At 58.9% G+C, this 19,301-nt stretch carries 17 protein-coding genes and 1 pseudogene; 8 read left to right on the top strand and 10 right to left on the bottom strand.

Translation table 11 applies throughout. From position 1 onward, the window contains the following. The first annotated feature begins 5 nt into the window (after positions 1-5). Positions 6-1,850: a methyl-accepting chemotaxis protein gene (locus tag MSNKSG1_RS15840; RefSeq protein WP_008940305.1), complete on the top strand. Its 1,845-nt coding sequence runs from the start codon at positions 6-8 to the stop codon at positions 1,848-1,850. A gap of 68 nt (positions 1,851-1,918) precedes the next feature. Here the strand turns inward: MSNKSG1_RS15840 and MSNKSG1_RS15835 are convergent, their stop codons facing one another. From MSNKSG1_RS15835 to MSNKSG1_RS15825, 3 genes are all read right to left on the bottom strand, one after another. Next, the gene (locus MSNKSG1_RS15835) at positions 1,919-3,316 is read right to left on the bottom strand and encodes a sodium-dependent transporter (RefSeq protein WP_008940304.1); all 1,398 of its coding nucleotides are present in this window, start codon (positions 3,314-3,316) and stop codon (positions 1,919-1,921) included. A 166-nt stretch (positions 3,317-3,482) separates the two neighbouring features. Beyond that, entirely contained in the window at positions 3,483-5,057 is a 1,575-nt protein-coding gene (locus tag MSNKSG1_RS15830; RefSeq protein ID WP_008940303.1) for a methyl-accepting chemotaxis protein, read from the bottom strand. Between the two features lie 152 nt (positions 5,058-5,209). Then, positions 5,210-6,082 carry a carboxylate/amino acid/amine transporter gene (locus MSNKSG1_RS15825; RefSeq protein ID WP_008940302.1) on the bottom strand — a complete coding sequence of 291 codons (873 nt, stop codon included), beginning with the start codon at positions 6,080-6,082 and terminating at the stop codon, positions 5,210-5,212. A gap of 97 nt (positions 6,083-6,179) precedes the next feature. Between MSNKSG1_RS15825 and MSNKSG1_RS15820 the strand changes: the two genes are divergently transcribed. Then, a complete protein-coding gene (locus tag MSNKSG1_RS15820) occupies positions 6,180-7,580 on the top strand; it encodes an MATE family efflux transporter (protein ID WP_008940301.1) in 1,401 nt (466 codons plus the stop codon). On the opposite strand, the gene MSNKSG1_RS15815 is transcribed toward MSNKSG1_RS15820, so the two are convergent. Then, positions 7,549-8,556, bottom strand: a complete 1,008-nt coding sequence (locus MSNKSG1_RS15815; protein ID WP_040887012.1) for a GGDEF domain-containing protein — start codon at positions 8,554-8,556, stop codon at positions 7,549-7,551. The genes MSNKSG1_RS15820 and MSNKSG1_RS15815 overlap by 32 nt on opposite strands. 233 nt (positions 8,557-8,789) lie before the next feature. Here MSNKSG1_RS15815 and MSNKSG1_RS15810 point away from each other — a divergent pair, with 233 nt between their 5' ends. After that, positions 8,790-9,653, top strand: coding sequence for a substrate-binding periplasmic protein (locus MSNKSG1_RS15810; RefSeq protein ID WP_008940299.1), 864 nt, complete (start codon positions 8,790-8,792; stop codon positions 9,651-9,653). A 101-nt stretch (positions 9,654-9,754) separates the two neighbouring features. Beyond that, positions 9,755-10,141 (top strand): annotated as a pseudogene (locus tag MSNKSG1_RS15805) (PAS domain-containing protein); the annotation flags it as partial. Between the two features lie 41 nt (positions 10,142-10,182). Here MSNKSG1_RS15805 and MSNKSG1_RS15800 read toward each other — a convergent pair. After that, positions 10,183-10,878 (bottom strand): EAL domain-containing protein, encoded by a 696-nt coding sequence (locus tag MSNKSG1_RS15800; RefSeq protein WP_040886998.1) that lies wholly within the window; start codon positions 10,876-10,878, stop codon positions 10,183-10,185. 241 nt (positions 10,879-11,119) lie between these two features. On the opposite strand from MSNKSG1_RS15800, the gene MSNKSG1_RS18765 reads away from it, so the two are divergent. After that, positions 11,120-11,557: a helix-turn-helix domain-containing protein gene (locus MSNKSG1_RS18765; protein WP_083871119.1), complete on the top strand. Its 438-nt coding sequence runs from the start codon at positions 11,120-11,122 to the stop codon at positions 11,555-11,557. Positions 11,558-11,680: 123 nt separating this feature from the next. Beyond that, positions 11,681-12,805: an HD-GYP domain-containing protein gene (locus MSNKSG1_RS15790; protein WP_008940295.1), complete on the top strand. Its 1,125-nt coding sequence runs from the start codon at positions 11,681-11,683 to the stop codon at positions 12,803-12,805. Between the two features lie 24 nt (positions 12,806-12,829). Here the strand turns inward: MSNKSG1_RS15790 and fghA are convergent, their stop codons facing one another. Further along, the gene (fghA, locus tag MSNKSG1_RS15785; RefSeq protein ID WP_008940294.1) at positions 12,830-13,675 is read right to left on the bottom strand and encodes an S-formylglutathione hydrolase; all 846 of its coding nucleotides are present in this window, start codon (positions 13,673-13,675) and stop codon (positions 12,830-12,832) included. A gap of 30 nt (positions 13,676-13,705) precedes the next feature. Further along, positions 13,706-14,140: a CBS domain-containing protein gene (locus MSNKSG1_RS15780; RefSeq protein ID WP_008940293.1), complete on the bottom strand. Its 435-nt coding sequence runs from the start codon at positions 14,138-14,140 to the stop codon at positions 13,706-13,708. A gap of 201 nt (positions 14,141-14,341) precedes the next feature. Between MSNKSG1_RS15780 and MSNKSG1_RS15775 the strand changes: the two genes are divergently transcribed. Both MSNKSG1_RS15775 and MSNKSG1_RS15770 read left to right on the top strand, forming a co-directional pair. Further along, positions 14,342-15,706: an alanine/glycine:cation symporter family protein gene (locus MSNKSG1_RS15775; protein ID WP_008940292.1), complete on the top strand. Its 1,365-nt coding sequence runs from the start codon at positions 14,342-14,344 to the stop codon at positions 15,704-15,706. Positions 15,707-15,848: 142 nt separating this feature from the next. After that, positions 15,849-16,502: a peroxiredoxin gene (locus MSNKSG1_RS15770; RefSeq protein WP_008940291.1), complete on the top strand. Its 654-nt coding sequence runs from the start codon at positions 15,849-15,851 to the stop codon at positions 16,500-16,502. A gap of 113 nt (positions 16,503-16,615) precedes the next feature. Here the strand turns inward: MSNKSG1_RS15770 and MSNKSG1_RS15765 are convergent, their stop codons facing one another. The 3 genes from MSNKSG1_RS15765 to MSNKSG1_RS15755 all read right to left on the bottom strand — a co-directional run bounded on the left by MSNKSG1_RS15765 (position 16,616) and on the right by MSNKSG1_RS15755 (position 19,172). Further along, positions 16,616-17,404, bottom strand: a complete 789-nt coding sequence (locus MSNKSG1_RS15765; RefSeq protein ID WP_008940290.1) for a MetQ/NlpA family ABC transporter substrate-binding protein — start codon at positions 17,402-17,404, stop codon at positions 16,616-16,618. Positions 17,405-17,499: 95 nt separating this feature from the next. Beyond that, positions 17,500-18,165 carry a methionine ABC transporter permease gene (locus MSNKSG1_RS15760; protein WP_008940289.1) on the bottom strand — a complete coding sequence of 222 codons (666 nt, stop codon included), beginning with the start codon at positions 18,163-18,165 and terminating at the stop codon, positions 17,500-17,502. After that, complete coding sequence (locus tag MSNKSG1_RS15755; RefSeq protein ID WP_008940288.1) at positions 18,165-19,172, bottom strand: methionine ABC transporter ATP-binding protein; 1,008 nt, start codon at positions 19,170-19,172, stop codon at positions 18,165-18,167. The genes MSNKSG1_RS15760 and MSNKSG1_RS15755 overlap by 1 nt, the downstream gene beginning before the upstream one ends. Between the last annotated feature and the right edge of the window lie 129 nt (positions 19,173-19,301).

Below are 19,301 nucleotides of genomic sequence, written 5' to 3'. Positions count from 1 at the left end.
CAGCTATGCCGTCGCTTCCCCGCGTATTCACCGCCTTCACCATAGGCAAGAAACTCGCCATTGGTTTTACCCTGCTCATTGTCCTGACGGTCAGCACAGGCCTGATCGGTATCCGGGCGCTGGACCAGTATGGAACGAGTGCCAACAACGTTGCCCGGACCAGCCAGATCGAGGCGGTGCTCCTGCAGGCCAGAAACGAAGAGAAGAATTTCCTGCTGGAAAACGATCCGGCCTACGCGGAGGCGGCCACAAAGTTGCTGAAGCAGGCGTCGGATGAAGCGGGCGCCCTGACCGGGAACAACAGCGAACTTCCGGCACAGATCAGCGCCGGTGCGCTCCGGTTCGGAAAGCTCCTGCAGCAGGTGGTCGATATTCAGACGGAGACCGAAACCGCCCGGGACAACCTCACCATGCAGGGCCGGGTTCTGGAAGCACAGATGAACAACGAGACCCGGCTTTACCTGGCCAACGCCATGTTCAAGCAGATGCAGCGGGAAGAACGGAACTATCTGATTACCCGGGAAGCCGACTCCATCGACCAGTTCGATCAGCGGCTGGAGCGGAGTCTCGCCTCCATACGGTCCTCCACGCTCAGTGACGACGAGAAAAAACAGGCGAAGGAGTTGTTCAATAACTATGCCGAGGCTTTTCACGAGGCGGCAGCGCTGATCAGCAAGACCGAAGAGCTGAACCAGAACATGGAAACCGTGGCCAAGCAGAGCATGGCCGCAGCGGCCGACCTGCAGAAGCAGGAGGTGGCAAGGATGGAGAGCCAGCAGCGGCAGGCGATCATCGCAATTGCCATTGCCACACTGGTTTCCATTGTGATCGGCATTGTGCTGTCCATCCTGCTCACTCGCGGCATTGTGCGGCCAATCCGTGCGGCGGTGGATGCGGCGAAAAACGTGGCCGGTGGCGACCTGTCTGCCAACCTGAGCAGTGATCGGACCGACGAATCCGGGCAGCTTCTCAATGCCCTCGGCACCATGATCGAAAGCCTCCGGGGACTGGTTCACCAGATCAATGCAAACGCCAACGACATCGCGTCCTCGTCCAGCCAGCTGACTGAGATCACTGCCGAGAACAGTCGCGGTGTCACTGAGCAGAGCGAGCAGACCGATCAGGTCGCAACGGCCATGAATGAAATGGTTGCGACCGTGGGCGAGGTGGCACGCAATGCCGAGGACGCCTCAAACGCCGCGTCCGATGCCAGCGACAAGGCCGGTGCCGGAGAGCAGTCAGTGGAGCAGACGGTGGCGAAAGTGACCGAGCTTAACGCCCAGGTGATCCAGGTGCAGGAACGCCTCCACGCGCTTCAATCGGACACCCGAAACATCGGAACCGTTCTGGACGTGATCAAATCGGTGGCAGAACAGACCAATCTGCTCGCGCTGAATGCCGCGATCGAAGCAGCCCGGGCCGGCGAACAGGGCCGGGGCTTTGCCGTGGTCGCGGACGAAGTCCGTTCGCTGGCTCAACGCACCCAGCAGTCAGCGTCGGAAATCGAAGAGCTGATTGATCGGCTGGTCAACAGTGCCGAAGAGACCGTCACCGTCATGGCGGCGGGAGCACGATTGGCGGAAGACACCCTGAGCACGGCCCACATCACCGGCGAGGCCATCGGCACCATCACCCAGGCCGTTGAAAGCATTCGCTCACTGAACCAGCAGATTGCCACGGCGGCGGAACAACAGACCTCGGTGGCCGAAGAGATCAATGAAAACATTACCCTGATTCGTGACGTCAGTGACCGGACCGCCACCTCCACCGGCCAGGTGTCCGGTGCCAGCTCGGAACTGGCGGGCCTGGCCGAGAGCCTGAGGAGTCAGGTCGCCCGGTTCACGGTGTAGGTATAAACCAAAAAAAGCCCGGACCACATAGCGACCGGGCTTTCCGATTCCGGACGAAACGCCGGTCATCAGGACAACAGGTTGTAGACGAACACCACGGCAACGGCAACCGGCGTGACATAGCGTGTCAGGCCATACCATACGCCGAACAGCTTGCCATCCAGGCCCACATCCTTCTTCAGCGATTCCCGGGCCACACACCAGCCCACAAACAGCGCCGTGAGCATGCCCGACAGCGGCAACATCACGTTCGCGGTAAAGTAGTCCATCAGGTCGAAGAAGGTTTTCCCCTCAAACCGCTCGAACATGGCCAGTGGCGTGACGTCGGACCAGAGGTTGAGCGACAGTATCGAGACGATACCGAGCGCCCAGCACAGGAAACCGACCAGCATGGCACTGCCGGAGCGTCCCAGGGTGGTCTTCTCTTCCACCCACTCAACCACGGGTTCCAGCAGCGAGATCGCCGAGGTCCAGGCCGCGAACACCAGCAACACGAAGAACAGGGTACCGAACACGCTGCCCATGGGCATCTGGCCAAAGGCCAGCGGAAGCGTCTGGAAAATCAGGCCGGGACCGGCCCCCGCCTCGAGGTTGTTGGCGAACACCACCGGGAAAATCGCCAGCCCCGCCAGCAGTGCCACCAGGGTGTCGGTGACACCAACAATCACCGCCGTGCGGCCGATGGACACATCGCGCCCCAGATAAGAGCCATACGCCATCATGATCGCCATACCCAGACTCAGGGTGAAGAAAGCATGGCCCAGGGCAATCAGAACGCCATTGATGGAGAGCTTTCCAAAATCCGGCTTGAACAGGAAGGTGACGGCTTCCCCGAAATGACCAGTGGTGGTGGCATAGCCGACCGCCACCAGCAACAGCACGAACAGGGCGGGCATCAGGATGGTCACCGAACGCTCCAGCCCTTTTTTCAGGCCCCGGGACACAACCAGAACCACCAGGGCCATGAACAGACTGTGCCACAGCAGCAACTCGCCGGGACTGGCCAGCAAGTTACCGAACATAGCGTTGATGGTATCGGGATTGCCACCGACGAAATCACCCGTGGCGCCGTGCCCGATATAGGCCGCCGCCCAGCCGCCGATGACGGAATAGAACGACAGAATGACGAACGCTGCGATCATGCCAACAATGGCCGAAACCCGCCAGAGCGGCGACGCCAGATTGCGCTCGGCCACCAGACGCATGCTGGTAATGGGATTATGCCGCCCGTTCCGGCCAAGGAACACCTCGGCCATCAGGATGGGAATGCCAATGACCGCAATGCAGGCAAGGTACACGAGCACAAAGGCGCCGCCGCCATTTTCACCGGTGATGTAGGGGAATTTCCAGACGTTACCGAGACCGACGGAAGAGCCGGTCACAGCCAGAATGAATGCCAGCCGCGACGACCAGAGGCCACGGGATGACGTGTCACCATTGGCTGCAGACGGGTTGGACTGAGTCATGATGGGTTCCTGTGCTTTTGGCTAGGGAATGAGACAAAGAGTGCGTGCCGGGACAGGCCCGAACGCTATTGGGGCGCGATTCTGCCAGTACCGGCCAACGGATGCCAGAGGCGGCGAGGGAGGAACCGGGCCCCGCGTGCCAACTGCAGCGGGACCCCGGTTATAACTAGTGGTTTTTGCTGATAAAGCGGGACACCAGGTCTTTCAGACCCTTGGCCATAGTACTCAGCTGGTTACTGCTGTTGCGGGCCGCGTCGGCCTGCTGATCGCTCTGATCCGCCAGCTCGGAGATGTTGACCACCTGCTTGTTGATTTCCTCCGACACCTGACTCTGCTCCTCGAAGGCCGCAGACATACTGATGAAGCTGTCAGAGATGGTCTGTATCGACGACACGATCGCCCTCAGCGAATCTTCGGCATCCCGGACCTTGTCCAGCCCGCGGCCGGCCACCGCTTCACCGTCCCGGGTCGCCTGTACCGCAGTCTCGACCTGTTGGCGGAAATCGTCGATCACATCCTGGATCCGCACGGTGGATTCCCGGGTGCGCTGTGCCAGGGAACGAACCTCGTCCGCCACCACCGCAAACCCTCGACCCTGCTCGCCGGCGCGGGCCGCTTCAATGGCGGCATTCAGTGCCAGCAGATTGGTCTGCTCTGCGATCTCGGAAATCAGATTGGCCGCCTCGCCAATGCTCTGCGTGGACTCACCCAGCTTTTCGATGGTCGAACCAATGCTGTTGACCCGGCCCACCAGTTCTTCGATAGCCTCCAGTGCCTCGGCACTGCGCTGGCTCCCCGTATCCGCCAGACGATTCGCCTCTTCGGCTTCCCGGGCGTTGCCCGTCACCGATTCGGCGACTTCATGAATGGAGGCGGTCATTTCGTTCACCGCGGAGGCCACCTGATCGGTTTCCGAACGTTGCCGTGCGATCGCGGACGCCCCTTCGGTGATGTAGCCATGGGAGGCCCGGGCCTGCTCGGCCAGCAGCTCGGCCTGATCGTCAATACGGGCCAGCGCGGTGCGGATGCGGGCATCCTCACTGATCAGCAGCAGGGCCATCTGGGAGAACAGGCCGCTCTCGTCGCTGTAGGTCCGGGCCACCACCGGATCCTTGAACGCATCCGGACGCAGGTCCAGCAGCCGGTTCAGACGGCCGGTAACGGATTTCAGCAAGAAGGCCGCACCCAGAACGTGCGCACCGATAATCAGGCCGACCGCCAGGGCCACATTGCCGGTCGACAGTGCCCCGAGACTGACAGCCAACGAGAAGATCCAGGGCCATCCCGATTTCACGATGGAGACAACTCGCCCCATACCACTGAGCAGGGATTTGCCAGCGTTGATCCGGGCATAGAGCGCTTCCGCCCGCGCAATCTGCTCCCGGGTTGGCGCCACCCGAACGGACTCATAGCCAATCATCTGGCCGTTTTCGCGGATGGGGGTGACATAGGCGTTCACCCAGTAATGGTCGCCGGATTTAGTCCGGTTTTTGACAACCCCCATCCAGGCTTTCCCGGCCTTGAGGTAATCCCACATATCCTTGAAGACCGCCGGGGGCATATCGGGATGACGGATAATATTATGGGCCTGGCCCATGAGCTCATCGCGGGAGAAGCCGCTGATGTCCACAAACTCGTCATTGCAGTAAGTGATCACTCCCTTGAGACTGGTGGTACTGATCAGTCGACCACCTTCCTGCATTCTCACTTCACGCTGGGTAACCGGGAGATTCTTGCGCATAGACCAACCTTACTGTTCCCGGGATTTCGCCCCGGGATAACCAAAACCACAATACCCCGGAGCCTGTCCGGATATTGCAACCAACACAACGGAATTCAGGGGAAGTTAACGGCCAGCCAGACCCAATCTTGAGTCGTCAGGATCACCTATTTTCAGGCGCTGGCCGCCAGCCTTGCCCGTGGATGGAACCGCGCATTGAGCCACAGGGAAAAGGCAATCACGCCGCCACCAACCGCGAGCCGCATCAGATCAGCGTCCCGGTTCCAGATCAGCAGGTTAACCAGCAGACCCGCCGGCACCAACGCGTTGTTCATGATGGCCAGAGTGCCGGCGTCGACCTTGCACGCGCCACGATTCCACAGGAACAGGCCGAGGCCGGAAGCCGCAAAACCCAGCCAGGCCAGAACGCCCCATTGCAGGGAAGTGGACGGCAGGCGATCGGGATGCCCGAAAATCAGGAAAGAAGGCAGCGCAATGGTCAACGCGCCCAGGAAAAAGTAGCCGAAGGTACGGTGCGCCCCCAGTTCGATGGGAAAATGCTGCATCACGTGCTTGTAGCCCACTTGTCCGGCCGCAAACGTGAAATTGGCCACCTGCAGCAACAGGAAACCGATGATGAAGTCCTCGCTCAGTCCATCGTAGCGGATGATGCCGGCCCCCAGCGTGGCCACCGCCGCCGCCAGCAGGGCAACCGGTGAGAAGCGCCGGAACAGGGCATCGTCTATGAGGGTGACGTACAGGGGCGTGAAGATGGTGAACAGCAACACTTCCGGCACGGTGAGGTAGCTGAACGACCGGTACAGGCACAGGTAGGTGATACCAAACTGCAGCATGCCTGTGGCCAGGATGCCCAATTTCATGCCTCCGGGCACGCCACGCCAGCGGGTAAATGGCAAAAACACCAGGGCGCCGATCAGGACCCGGCTCAGCACCGCGAAATCGCTGTCGACCTGCCCGGCCAAGAACTCTCCGATAAGACTGAAAGAAAAGGCCCAGAGGATTGTTACGAAAACCAGCAAACCCATAGCACACACGCTCCTGCTTGAAGAGGGGCGTACTTTACCGACTTTTCCGGTAGGATGCAGGCCTGTTTTTGAGGATGATCAAGGCGCCGGAGCACCGATGGACGAGACGCATCAGCCATTGCCCCATAGCCGGCAACCGCGGCTGCGCCGGATGCTGGAAGAATGGCAGACGCTGGCCATTCTGGGCGGCCCCATCCTGATCGCCCAGATTGCCCAGATGGCCAACGGCGTCATCGACACCGTCATGGCCGGCCATGCCAGCGCAGAAGATCTTGCGGCAGTAGGCATCGGCAGCAGCCTATGGATGCCCCTGTTCCTGTTCTTCATGGGCGCCCTTGGTGCGCTCCAGCCAATCATCTCCGGACACAACGGGGCCCGGACCTTCCACCGCATCATGCCGATCACCTGGCAGGGGCTGTATCTGGCTGCCGCCGGTTCGGTCATCATGATCGGGTTATTGATTAACGTCCGGCCCGTGCTCACCGGACTGGAACTCGATACCCACACCGCCCACATCACCCAGGGCTATCTCGATGCCTTTGCCTGGGGGGTTCCCGCACTTCTGCTGATGACCGCCCTTCGCGGCCTCACCGATGGCCTGGGCCATACCCGGGTGATTATGGCGTTCTCCGTGCTCGGCACCCTGATCAACCTGCCACTGAACTACGTGTTCATGTTCGGGAAGCTGGGGCTGCCGGCCATGGGGGGCATCGGGTGCGGCTGGGCCACCTCCATCGCCAACGGTATCGCGGCGCTGGCCCTGCTGGCCTATCTGAACCGGAGTCAGGCTTACCGCCGCTTCCATCTGGTGACCGACTGGTCGAGGCCGGTTCTGCGCGAAATGGTCGACATCCTGCGTATCGGTCTGCCGATCGGCTTTACGATTTTTGTCGAGGCGAGCATGTTTTCGGTAATCGCGCTGTTCCTTGCGCCGCTCGGTCCGGTGGTGGTCGCCGGGCACCAGATCGCCTTGAACGTGGTCTCCCTGCTGTTCATGCTGCCCCTGAGTCTGGGCATGGCACTGACCTTGCGCGTCAGCTTCCTGATCGGCGCACAGGCCCCGGATACCGCCCGGCTCATATCCCGGAGTTCGCTGATCCTTGCGGCGCTGATTGCCTTGCTGTTCGCGTCCCTGCTGTACGTCTTTTCACCGGAGATTGCGGGACTATATTCCAGTGAGGCCGACGTTCGCGGGGTCACCATCCGCCTGCTCGGTTTCGCGGCACTGTTCCAGATCGCGGATGTCGTGCAGGTGACCTGCATCAGCGCCCTGCGGGGCTACAAGGACACCCGTATCCCCATGTTCATCATGCTGTTTTCATTCTGGGGGGTGGGCCTGCCGCTCGGTTATCTCCTGACGTTCACTGACGTACTCTGGCCGGCCATGGGGGCTGCGGGATTCTGGGTGGGCCTGACCGGCGGTCTGACCTCGGCCGGCCTGCTACTCGGGTGGCGGCTGTTCCGGTTCAGGTCGGCTGAAACTGCGCCTGGTGCATGAGTTCATCACTGAACACGATCTGGTCCCGCCCGGATTCCTTGGCCTGATAAAGGGCATCATCGGCCCGGCTCAGCCAGCTTCCCACGCTCTCTCCGTGCCTGAGAATTGCTACCCCGAAAGACGCCGTCACCGGGCCGCCGGGCGATTTCAGGTATTTGCGCAGGGTCTGCTGCAGGTTGTTGAGTACGGCCTTGAGCCCGTCGCCATCCACACCCGCGAGCAGCAGCACGAATTCCTCGCCACCAAACCGGAACAGCTGATCCGACCGCCGGGTGTTCTGCTCCAGCAAAGCGATCAGATCCACCAGGACCTCATCACCCGCAGTGTGGCCAAACTCGTCGTTGATGCGTTTGAAGTGATCGATATCGAGTATAACCAGGGCGTGGGAAATACCGGTCCGTTCGGCGCTGGCCGCTGCCGCATCCAGTTCCTCGTCCATGGACCGGCGGTTTTTCACCCCGGTCAGGGGATCCACCGTGGCGAGATGCTCCAGCCGCCGGCGCTGATCCTGGTTCCGGCTGGCAAAGACGAAAGCACAGGCACTGACTACCAGCGCGGTCGATACGAACGACCACATCTGAACCTGGCTCCGGAACGCCTCGCCGATAATGACCATGAGCCCAACCGCCGACACATTGATGGCGATCGCCGCCCGGGGCGGGGTCATGAAGAACGTGGTAATCAGGCAGGGATAGAGCCAGAACAGCCCCGGATCCCCCACAATGGTGCCCACCAGCACGGCGCCATAGGACGACACCACAGCCATGAAATAACCACTGCGCCGGGTATCGCCAGTCAGCCAGGCATAGATCACACCACCGCTCACGCCCAGCAGAATGCATACATCGACAAAACCCGCCTTAACGTTTCCCTGGACGAAACGCATCACAGCAAAAGGGGTAATACCCAACAACCCGCTGACACCCAGCAGGGTAATGATCGACAGGCGAAAATCGGTTTTCAGACGGTAAAGCATCAATCTCCGACCGGTGGCTTTCATGGCAACCCAGAATAGCCCAATGCCCCGCATGCTTCGCCCTCGGGCTACGATTTTTAACATTAATTTGCTGAAAGCCGGCGGCCCGCAATGGGTCAAGTCTGTGCGACTACCGGCGTCAGCGACTCCTCAATATGCACTTGACGCATTTCTGAACTAAGCTGAGGATGCTGCCGTACCTACTCGCATACGCACAGTCTTAAGGAAAAGCCATGGTGCACCCGCTCAGTGCCGGATGGATCACCCGGACCGTATTTCTGGTTCTTCTGCTTTTCAACAGCCTTGAGACCCAGGGGCGCACCGTTGAAATCGGCACCGGTTTCTGGCCCCCCTATCTCGACCAGTCTGCCGAAGGCGGCGGATTTCTTACGCGGCTGATTCGGGAAGCGTTCGCCACTCAGGACATTCAGGTCCGGTTCATTTACGTGCCCTGGTCAAGAGCGCTGGCCATGACGCGATCGGGGCAGTTTGATGCAACGGCGGTGTGGAGCTGCACTCCCACCCGGGAAGAAGAGTTTCTGTTCAGTCGTCCGCTGTATCCATTCCGGTACGTCCTGTTCCACCGGAAGAACGACGGCTTTTCCTGGTCATCGATCAAGGACTGGGCCGGCCTGAGGATAGGCCTGACCCAGGACTATGCCTACGGATCGAAGGTCGCTACCGCAATCGCACGAGGGTTGGTGCGGCCGGACATTACTACCTCCGACCGGGCGAATTTCCAGAAACTGCTGCTCGGACGAATCGACCTGTTTCCGATGGACCCACTGACCGGTTTCGCCATGCTCTCGGAAACGTTCGATGCCAGCACCCTGGAACGCATTACCTTCGATCCGCATCCAGTTCGATTGGCCTGGTATCACCTGATGTTCAACCGAAGTTCCGACGAGGCAACAGGGTTCCGGGAGGCATTCGATACGGGATTGGCGACGTTGATTGAAAACGGCCGTTATCAACAGCTGGTAACCGCGATGGAATCAGCCTGGTTATCCGACGCCATCACCTCGACTTTCAAACCCGGGTTGGCTGAACTGATTCAGCAGGGCCCGACTCTACCTCCGAATGAGCCCTGCCCTTAAACGGGACCTGGCGCACTAATTGCCTTAAATACACTTATTAACTGTATATTTTATTGATATGGCATATTCTGCAAGGCGACACCGATTCCAACGAGCTCATTATGAAAAAGAACCTTCCGGTCACACAGACTGAACGCACGTTTCCGGAACATCAGAAACTCATTTCCTCTACGGATCTCAAAGGCCGCATTCGTCATTGCAATGACGCTTTCGTGGACGTCAGTGGCTTTTCCCGGGAGGAACTCATTGGCAAGGCCCACAACATCGTGCGCCATCCGGACATGCCACCGGAGGCCTACGAGAACATGTGGGGCCACCTGAAAGCCGGAAAGCCCTGGATGGGTATGGTGAAAAACCGGTGCAAAAACGGGGATTTCTACTGGGTAAGCGCCTATGTCACTCCCGTGACCGAAAATGGCAAGGTTGTCGGCTACGAGTCGGTAAGGACCTGCCCGGACCGTACCGATGTCAATCGCGCCAAGATGATCATAAAGAGCACTTTTTAAAGTCCATTAATGCACTCAAAACACTAGCCTACTCTCGTAAAAGACGCAAAAGCAGGTCGGAAATCTCCCAATTCCAACGCAGCCAATGGTCCTCCCACGAAATCACCCTGGAAGTACCGGGGGCCCAATTCGGCCAATACCGCTACATGCTCTTCCGAATTTACCCCGCTGATCACCAACTGCTTCTCCAGTGATTCCGACAGGGAAAACAATCCTTTGATGAAGCTCTGTTTGATTGGGCACTCGCGAATATCGGCGGTGACACTCTGATCCACTTTGATCGTGCTGATATGGGGGTGAGACAGAATGGAGAAACTGGCATCGTCGCCCAGGAAACAGTCTACTGCCACATGAAATCCGGCAGAATGGCAGCTCGACACTACGGAGGCTCCTGCCTCGTTCGTCACAAGTTCTGGTTCCTTCAGCTGAATCTGAACCCGCTTGGCGTCAAGCTCCTGTTTGTCACAGGCATTCCTTAACTGATCCAGAAAGTCCGCCTGGCTGATCGTCGGGAAATCCAGATTAATGGCCAATCGTGTATCTGGCCCGGTGATTGCCAGACCTGAAGCCACCTGATCGACTAACTGGTCAAACAGAATCGCTTTATCCTTAGGGCTTCCAATTGCCGCAACGCCCGACATGAGCGCTTCGGCATAAATCAACTTGCCGGATTTGATGTCACAGGCGGGAAGGAACCGGAAGTCGGATTTCAAAGACACAGTTTTTTAACCTCGGTCAATAAACGATTCAACGAACCCGCTATGGTTCAATTCTGGTGAACGATTTTTCTTGTAAATCGAACACAAAATACAACAATAAAAGATACATGTTTTCTTTTTATTATGCGATAACCGCATACCTAGATAGCCGATAATGCCACTTTAACATCGTGCCACTATTGAGTTTTGTTAATTTTCGCAAGCCCGATTATGATTGGCTCTTCCACCAGACAGGGCAGCTATGAGTTTAGGTCAGGCACTGAGACAACTTAGAAAACAGAAAGGGCTGACGTTGGCCGAGTTGGCAGACAGAACGGACTCCTACGTTGGCAATCTGTCCCGAATAGAACGCAACGTCGCCAAACCAAGTCTCGACCTCCTTTATCGTATTGCCGAAGCGCTCGGCTATACGATGGCCGATATTTTTTCGATCTCTGAAGCCTCCAAAGATCACCGCGATCCCAAGCAGGTCGCACTGAACACGATCTTCATTGCCCTTCTCGAGCAGGATCGCGAGCTTCTTCTGGAGTTTGCCCGTCTGTTGCAGGAGCGGGCACAAAAAAACATCTCGGATATCACCGTAGACGCGAAACCTCTACCCGTCGCCCATGAGCAACCGGCCGATCAAGATAACGACGATCCGCGGGGGGACGGGATCCCCCCGTCTGCCACTGATTAACGATTAACGTCCGCCACCTTTCTTAACGCCTGTCCCGATGCAACTGGCCTGTTGCCACTGGCCTTGAACCAAAGTTCAGGGTTAGACTAAAACGTTATTGAAACAACGTTCAGGAATAACCACTTGCCCAACCTCGTCCGCATAGCCCCAGGCGCTCTGGAAATCGGCCGTCCGCTGCCCTGGACGGTCTACGATGCCGACGGCAACGTACTGTTGCGGCAGGGTTACGTGATCAACAGCGACAGCCAGCTGGAACAGCTGTTCGAACGAGGCCGTTTCAAACCTCGGAAGATCGAGGTACCGCAGGAAGAGATCTTTGAAGATAACCGGGACCGCAACCCGTTTGCCGATTACGCCGAGTTCCTGCAAAGCCTGGAAGCAACCCTGACCGCCATCACCGACCGCGATGCCAGCGCCCGCCCGCGCCTGCTCGGGCTCTGCCGGATGATCGAGAAAACCTGCAAGGAAGCACCGGATGCGACCCTCGCTCTGGTGCATCTCTACTCGATCGGCCCGACGATCCAGGAACAGATCATCTTCTACGCGATCCTGAGTCAGTTCATCGGTCGTCAGTTTGGCCTGGAGGAGAAGCGGATCGCGGTGCTGACCGGCGCGGCGCTGACCGCCAACCTCGCCCTCGTACCGGTCGCCAATCAGTTGAATGCCTCGAATAAAGTGCTGACGGACGAACAGCGGCGGGTGATTCGAAAGCATCCCCAGCGCAGCATCGAAGCCCTGAAAGCCGCGGGCATCACCAATCCGTTACTGCACACCATCATTGCGCAGCACCATGAACAGGCGGATGGTTCGGGTTATCCGGATGGTCTGAGTGGCACCGACATCCGGCCGGAAGCGGAAATTCTAGCTCTGGCGGAACGCTACATCGCCATGATCACCAAACGCGCCTACCGTAACCGCATGACCGTGACCGAGGCCCGACGCCTGATCGCAACCCTCGCCGACGGCAAGTTCCGCCCGGCGATCCCGAAAGCCCTGCTGGAAGTGCTCGGAGAGTACCCTCCTGGGATCCTCGTCCGCCTGGACAACAACGAAGTCGCCGTGGTCACCGGCAGGCCCGTACGGGCCCGAGGTCCATTCGCGAAAGCCATCTTCGGTCCGCGGGGCAATCGCTACAGCGGTACCTTCGAGCGCGATACCAGCCTGCTCGAATACAACATCCGCGCACTGGAAGAACCCGAAATCATGCCGTCCATGGATTTCAGCCTGATCTGGGGGTTCCGCTCCTGAGCCAGCGTCGGAAAGGGCGGGCCGTCAGGCCAGCCCGAGCGCCCTTGCATGGTGGTTCAGGTGCTCCTCAATGAATGAGGCAATGAAGAAATAGCTGTGATCATAGCCCCGGTGCATCCTCAGGTTGATGTGGTGATGGAATTTTTCACACACATCCGCCAGGGCGTCGGGGTTGAGCTGACTGTCCAGAAACTCATCCGCCGTACCCTGATCCACCAATAGCGGCAAACGTTCCCGCGCCGTCGGGATCAGCATCGTGGCATCCCATTCTTCCCAGCGGCTCTGATCATCACCCAGGTAACCACGGAACGCCTTCTGGCCCCATGGGCACTCGGTGGGATTCGCAATTGGAGCGAACGCCGACACTGAACGGTAACGCCCCGGGTTCTTGAGCGCACAGATGAGGGCACCGTGACCGCCCATGGAGTGGCCACTGATAGACCGCTGGTCGGACACCGGTAGCTCACGCTCCACCAGTTCCGGCAACTCACGGACCACGTAGTCGTACATGCGGTAGTGTGAGGCCCACGGCTCCTCGGTGGCATTAATGTAAAAGCCGGCACCGGAGCCAAAATCGTAGCTGTCATCCTCGCCAGGCAGGTTCAGCCCACGGGGGCTGGTGTCCGGGCAGACAATGGCCAGCCCGAGTTTCGCGGCCAGCTTCTGGGCGCCGGCTTTCTGCATGAAGTTCTGGTCGGTGCAGGTCAGGCCGGACAGCCAGTAGAGCACTGGCACCGCCTTCGGCTCTCGCCCCACTGCCGAGGGCGGCAGAAAGACCGCAAATTCCATATCGCCGTTGACCGTTTCCGAAGTGTGGCGATAACGGCGATGCTCTCCGTCAAAGCAAACGTTGGTCGATAGCAGTTCCATAAGTTTCCTGGTCCTGAAAAATAGGTGAAGTCAGTCTTCGTCGGCACTGGCGTATCGAGGCATTTCCACACCAAACCCTGTTTTGGCCAGCTCCGACAGAATAGCGGTACGAGTGACGATGCCAACCAGTTTTCCGTGATCCACTACCGGGTAGACCTTCGGCTTGCCGGCACCGAGATTCTGTGCCAGATCCACAACCGCCAATTCCGGCGACACCGTCAGCGGCTCGCGAAACATCACATCGTCTACCGTCGGATCGCCTTCATGATGGTAACCGCTCACCAGCAGGGCATGAATACAATCCTGTTCCGAGATGAATCCCAGGACATGCCGCTGATCATCCACCACCGGCAATCCGGTCACGTGGTTGCCGAGCAGCGTCTTGACCACCGAGGTCAGAGGCGTGCCGACCCGTATCGGTTCGATGTGATTCCACATAACGTCGGACACTTTCAAAGAACGCATAGGCAGATCCCTCTCTCATGGCTCGCGTGTGACCAGGCAGAACCTGGCATGCTTCTCCCCTAACCATAGGCAAAGGGCACTCAAAAGGAAATCGGATTCCTCAATAACAGTTTACAGCGAAAAATATCCGACTAAACTCAACCGGTTATACCCTGCAGGGTCAAAAATCCAATTCCATCCGGCAGACAAAGGGAGATCCCCGTGGAAGCCATCCAACATTTTTTCAGCAGCGTTAACGGTCTGGTGTGGGGGCCTCCCATGCTGGTCCTGATTCTGGGCGTCGGCCTGTTCCTGAGCATCGGCCTGAAGCTGATGCCGATCCGCAAACTCGGTGCCGGATTCCGATTGATGTGGACTGGCCGCAAAGCCACTGGCGCCGAAGCCGAGGGTGAGATTCCGCCCTTCCAGGCACTGATGACCGCCCTCTCCGCTACCGTGGGTACTGGCAACATCGCCGGGGTCGCAACGGCGGTGTTCCTCGGCGGACCGGGCGCCCTGCTGTGGATGTGGCTGACGGCACTGGTGGGTATGGCCACCAAATATTCCGAAGCCGTTCTTGCTGTGCGGTTCCGGGAGGTGGACGAGCGAGGCGATCACGTTGGCGGCCCGATGTATTACATCCGGAACGGTCTGGGACAGAAATGGGCCTGGCTGGGCATCCTGTTCGCGGTTTTTGCCGCCGTTGCCGGATTCGGTATCGGTAACACGGTTCAGGCCAACTCCGTGGCCGATGTCATTGAAGCCAACTTCGGGGTACCACACTGGGTATCCGGCGTGGTCCTGATGGTCCTCGTAGGCCTGGTACTGATTGGGGGAATCCGCCGGATTGGCCACGTGGCCAGCGCCCTCGTACCATTGATGGCGATCTCCTACCTTGTCGCCGGGGTTGTCGTGCTGGCCCTGAACGCGTCCGAGATTCCGGCTGCTTTGAGCCTGGTCTTTTCACACGCCTTCACGCCGATCGCCGCCCAGGGCGGCTTTGCCGGTGCCGCCGTCTGGGCTGCCATCCGATTTGGCGTGGCCCGGGGCATATTCTCCAACGAGGCCGGCCTGGGCTCTGCACCGATCGCCCACGCCGCCGCCCAGACCAAGGATCCGATCAACCAGGGTATGGTGGCGATGCTGGGCACCTTCATCGACACCATTATCATCTGTTCCATCACCGGCCTGGTGATCATCACCTCCGGCACCTGGACACAGGGCGTGTCCGGCGCCGAGTTGACGTCCCTGGCGTTCGCCGAAGCCCTGCCCGGAGTCGGCAATTACATCGTGGCAATTGCGCTGGCCATCTTCGCCTTCACAACGATCCTGGGCTGGTCGTTCTACGGTGAACGGTGCATCGAATTCCTGTTTGGCGTCAAAGCCATCGTGCCCTACCGGGTTGCCTGGATTCTCGCGATTCCCGTGGGCGCCACGCTCAAACTGGGTTTCGTATGGCTCGTGGCGGACACTCTGAATGCCATGATGGCTCTGCCAAACCTGATTGCGTTGCTGCTGCTGAGCCCCGTGGTCTTCAAGCTGACCCGTGAGCACTTCGCCCGGCAACAGGCCCCAGGCGCACGATGAGTGTCTTGATGAGGTGGATACACCCTTGTATTCACCTCATCCGCCACCATGAAATGTCGTATACACTGTTAATTCCATCTCCGGCAGAGTTATGCCGAACCCTGAAAGTTACTGGCAACACACACGATCAAGGAGATCAGTCATGAGCTTACGTTTAGGCGATACTGCACCGGACTTCGAACAGGATTCCTCGGAAGGCAAGATTCACTTTCATGAGTGGCTGGGTAACAGCTGGGGTATTCTGTTTTCTCATCCGGCTGACTTCACGCCGGTCTGCACAACGGAACTGGGTCTGACGGCAAAGCTGAAAGACGAGTTCGAAAAGCGCAACGTCAAGGCGATCGCCCTGAGTGTGGATCCGGTAGACTCCCACAAGGAGTGGATCAAGGACATCAATGAAACCCAGGGGTGTGCGGTCAACTTCCCGATCATCGCGGATCATGATCGCACCGTGTCCGATCTTTACGACATGATCCACCCGAACGCCGACGACAGCCTGACGGTCCGTTCCCTGTTCATCATTGACCCGAACAAGAAGGTCCGGCTGATTATTACCTATCCGGCCTCAACCGGTCGTAACTTCAACGAAGTGCTCCGGGTCATCGACTCGCTGCAACTGACCGACGAGCACAAGGTGGCGACCCCGGGTAACTGGGAACGCGGCGGCGATGTAGTGATCGTGCCTTCCCTCCAGGACGAGGAAGAGATCAAGCAGCGCTTCCCGAAAGGCTACAAGGCCGTGAAATCCTACCTGCGGATGACGCCGGATCCGAAATCCAACTGGAGCGGCGAGTAAAAGCTGAAGCTGAAAATGGGGTCAGATGAAGTTTTCATCTGACCCCCTATTAAAAAAGCCGGGCAGCCTATCCGCTGCCCGGCTTTTTTGTGCGTGCTCTGTAAGGACCCCGATCAGAACGCCGGAACCACTGCACCCTTATACTTGTCCAGAATGAACTGCTTCACGGCATCGGAGTGCAGGGCTGCTGCCAGCTTCTGCATCGCCTCACTGTCCTTGTTGTCCGGGCGAGCCACAAGAATGTTCACGTAGGGTGAATCGGAGCCCTCAATCACCAGTGCGTCTTTGGTCGGGTTCAGGCCCGCTTCCAGCGCGTAGTTGGTGTTGATCAGCGCCAGATCCACCTGGTCGAGAATGCGTGGCAGGGTCGCCGGTTCGAGCTCCTTGAAATCCAGGTTCTTCGGATTTTCCGCGATGTCACGGGGCGTCGCGGTGATCTTGCTGGCGTCTTTCAGCTTGATGAGGCCGGCCTTCTGCAGCAGCAGAAGCGCACGACCGCCGTTGGTCGGGTCGTTGGGAATCGCCACCACGGCGCCATCTTTCAGATCGTCAAGGGAGTCGATCTTGCTGGAGTAGGCACCAAAGGGTTCCACGTGCACACCGGTCACAGCCACCAGGTTGGTACCACGGCCTTCGTTGAACTCATCCAGGTACGGCTGGTGCTGGAAATAGTTGGCGTCCATCCGCTTCTGCGCCACCTGAATGTTCGGCTGGATGTAGTCGGTGAACACCTTGATATCCAGATCCACGCCTTCCTTAGCCAGCTTGGGCTTGATGAACTTGAGAATTTCGGCATGCGGCACCGGAGTCGCGGCAACCGACAGTTTTTCCGCGGAAGCGGACACCGAGAAGGTGGTTACCGCAGCGGCCGCCAGGGCCACGAGAGTCTTTTTGAGGTTCATAGATTTACTCCTTGAGTGGATCATGAGAAAACGGCCAGTCGCGGCGTACGGCCGTCGGATGGGCACCCCATCCGCCGACCTATATCGAACGGTTGCTATTTACGACTGAAATACAGCACCAGGCGGTCACCGACCATCTGGAGTACTTGCACAAAAATGACCAGTAAGGCGACAGTAATCACCATGACGTCGGTCTGGAATCGTTGATAACCGAAGCGGATGGCCAGGTCACCCAGGCCGCCACCACCGATGACACCGGACATGGCCGCGTAGGAAACCAGCGTAATCGCCGTGACGGTAATGCCGGCGATGATGCCCGGCAGGGCTTCCGGCAGCAACGCGCCGAAGATGATTTGCCGTACCGTGGCGCCCATGGCCTGGGTGGCTTCGATGATGCCCCGGTCCACTTCCCGCAGCGAGGTCTCCACCAGCCGGGCGAAGAATGGGGCACCGCCGGCGACCAGCGGAGGAATGGCGCCCGCCACCCCCAGGGAGGTGCCGATCAGCATGACGGTAAAGGGAATCATCACGATCAGCAGGATAATGAACGGCACCGACCGCAGCACGTTGACGACGAACGACAACACCGCGTAGGCCGCCGGCTGTTCCAGCAACTGGCGCTTGCCGGTGAGGAACAGCAGCACGCCAATGGGCAGGCCGATCAGCACGCTGAACGCAAGCGACAGCCCGACCATGACCAGGGTGTCCCAGCTGGCAAATCCGATTTCCGCCCAGTCTACATTGCTCAATAAACCTTCCATCAGCGCACCACCTCCACATGCACGTCTGCAGCATCGAAGGCCTGCATGGCCAGGTCCAGGTCACCGCCCACCAGGGACAGTGTCAGCTGGCCGTAGGGGGTGTCCTTGATATGATCGATACGCCCGGACAGGATGCTGAAATCCACGCCGGACTGGCGAGCCACGCTGCCCAGCAGTGGTTGGTAAGTCGATTCGCCCTTGAACGTCAGGCGGAGGATCCGGCCGTTGGCCTTCTGCAGATCTTCCTGTAACTCCTGGCCGTCGATGTTCTCACTCTCGAACACAAAATCCCGGGTGGTGGGGTGTTTCGGATGCAGGAAGACGTCACTGACCGGCCCCATCTCGACCACCTCGCCGGCGTCCATCACCGCCACCCGGTCGCAGACCCGGCGGACCACGTCCATTTCATGGGTAATCAGGACGATGGTCAGACCCAGTTCCCGATTGATGTCCGCCAGCAGTTTCAGGACCGACTGGGTGGTCTGGGGATCCAGGGCGCTCGTGGCTTCGTCACACAGCAGAATCGTGGGCCGACAGGCCAGTGCACGGGCGATGCCGACCCGTTGTTTCTGACCACCGGAAAGCTGGGACGGGTACTTGGTGGCATGATCGGTCAGGCTGACCCGGGCCAGCAGCTCGTCCACCCGATCCCGGATCTCGGTCTTCGAATAGATACCGGCGAGCTTCATCGGAAAGGCAATATTGTCCGCCACCGTTTTGGACGACAGCAGGTTGAAGTGCTGGAAAATCATGCCCACTTTGCGGCGGAATGCCCGCAGCTGGGCCGGGTTGTAACGGACGACGTCTTCGCCATCAATCAGGATGCGGCCGCCGGTAGGCGGTTCCAAGAGGTTGATCAGCCGAACCAGCGTGGATTTGCCCGCGCCGGAGTGACCAACAATGCCGAAGACTTCACCGGTTTCAATGGTCATATCGGTGGGATGCAGCGCAGGGATCGCCCGGCCGCCCACCTGATAAGACTTCTGTACCTGGTCGAATACAATCACAGTCAGCGCCTTGTGGGTGCAGCGTTAAAACCGGCGATTGTACCGCATTATCAGCGCAAACCCGAATGAGAACGAATGCCAATCATCATCAAACCGTATGGGTAGTTGCCCTTACAAAGCTGCCACCAA

Source organism: Marinobacter santoriniensis NKSG1 (assembly GCF_000347775.1).
Lineage (GTDB): Bacteria > Pseudomonadota > Gammaproteobacteria > Pseudomonadales > Oleiphilaceae > Marinobacter > Marinobacter santoriniensis.
Note: the sequence above shows the minus strand (reverse complement) of the source record. Positions and strands in the feature narration are given on the sequence as shown.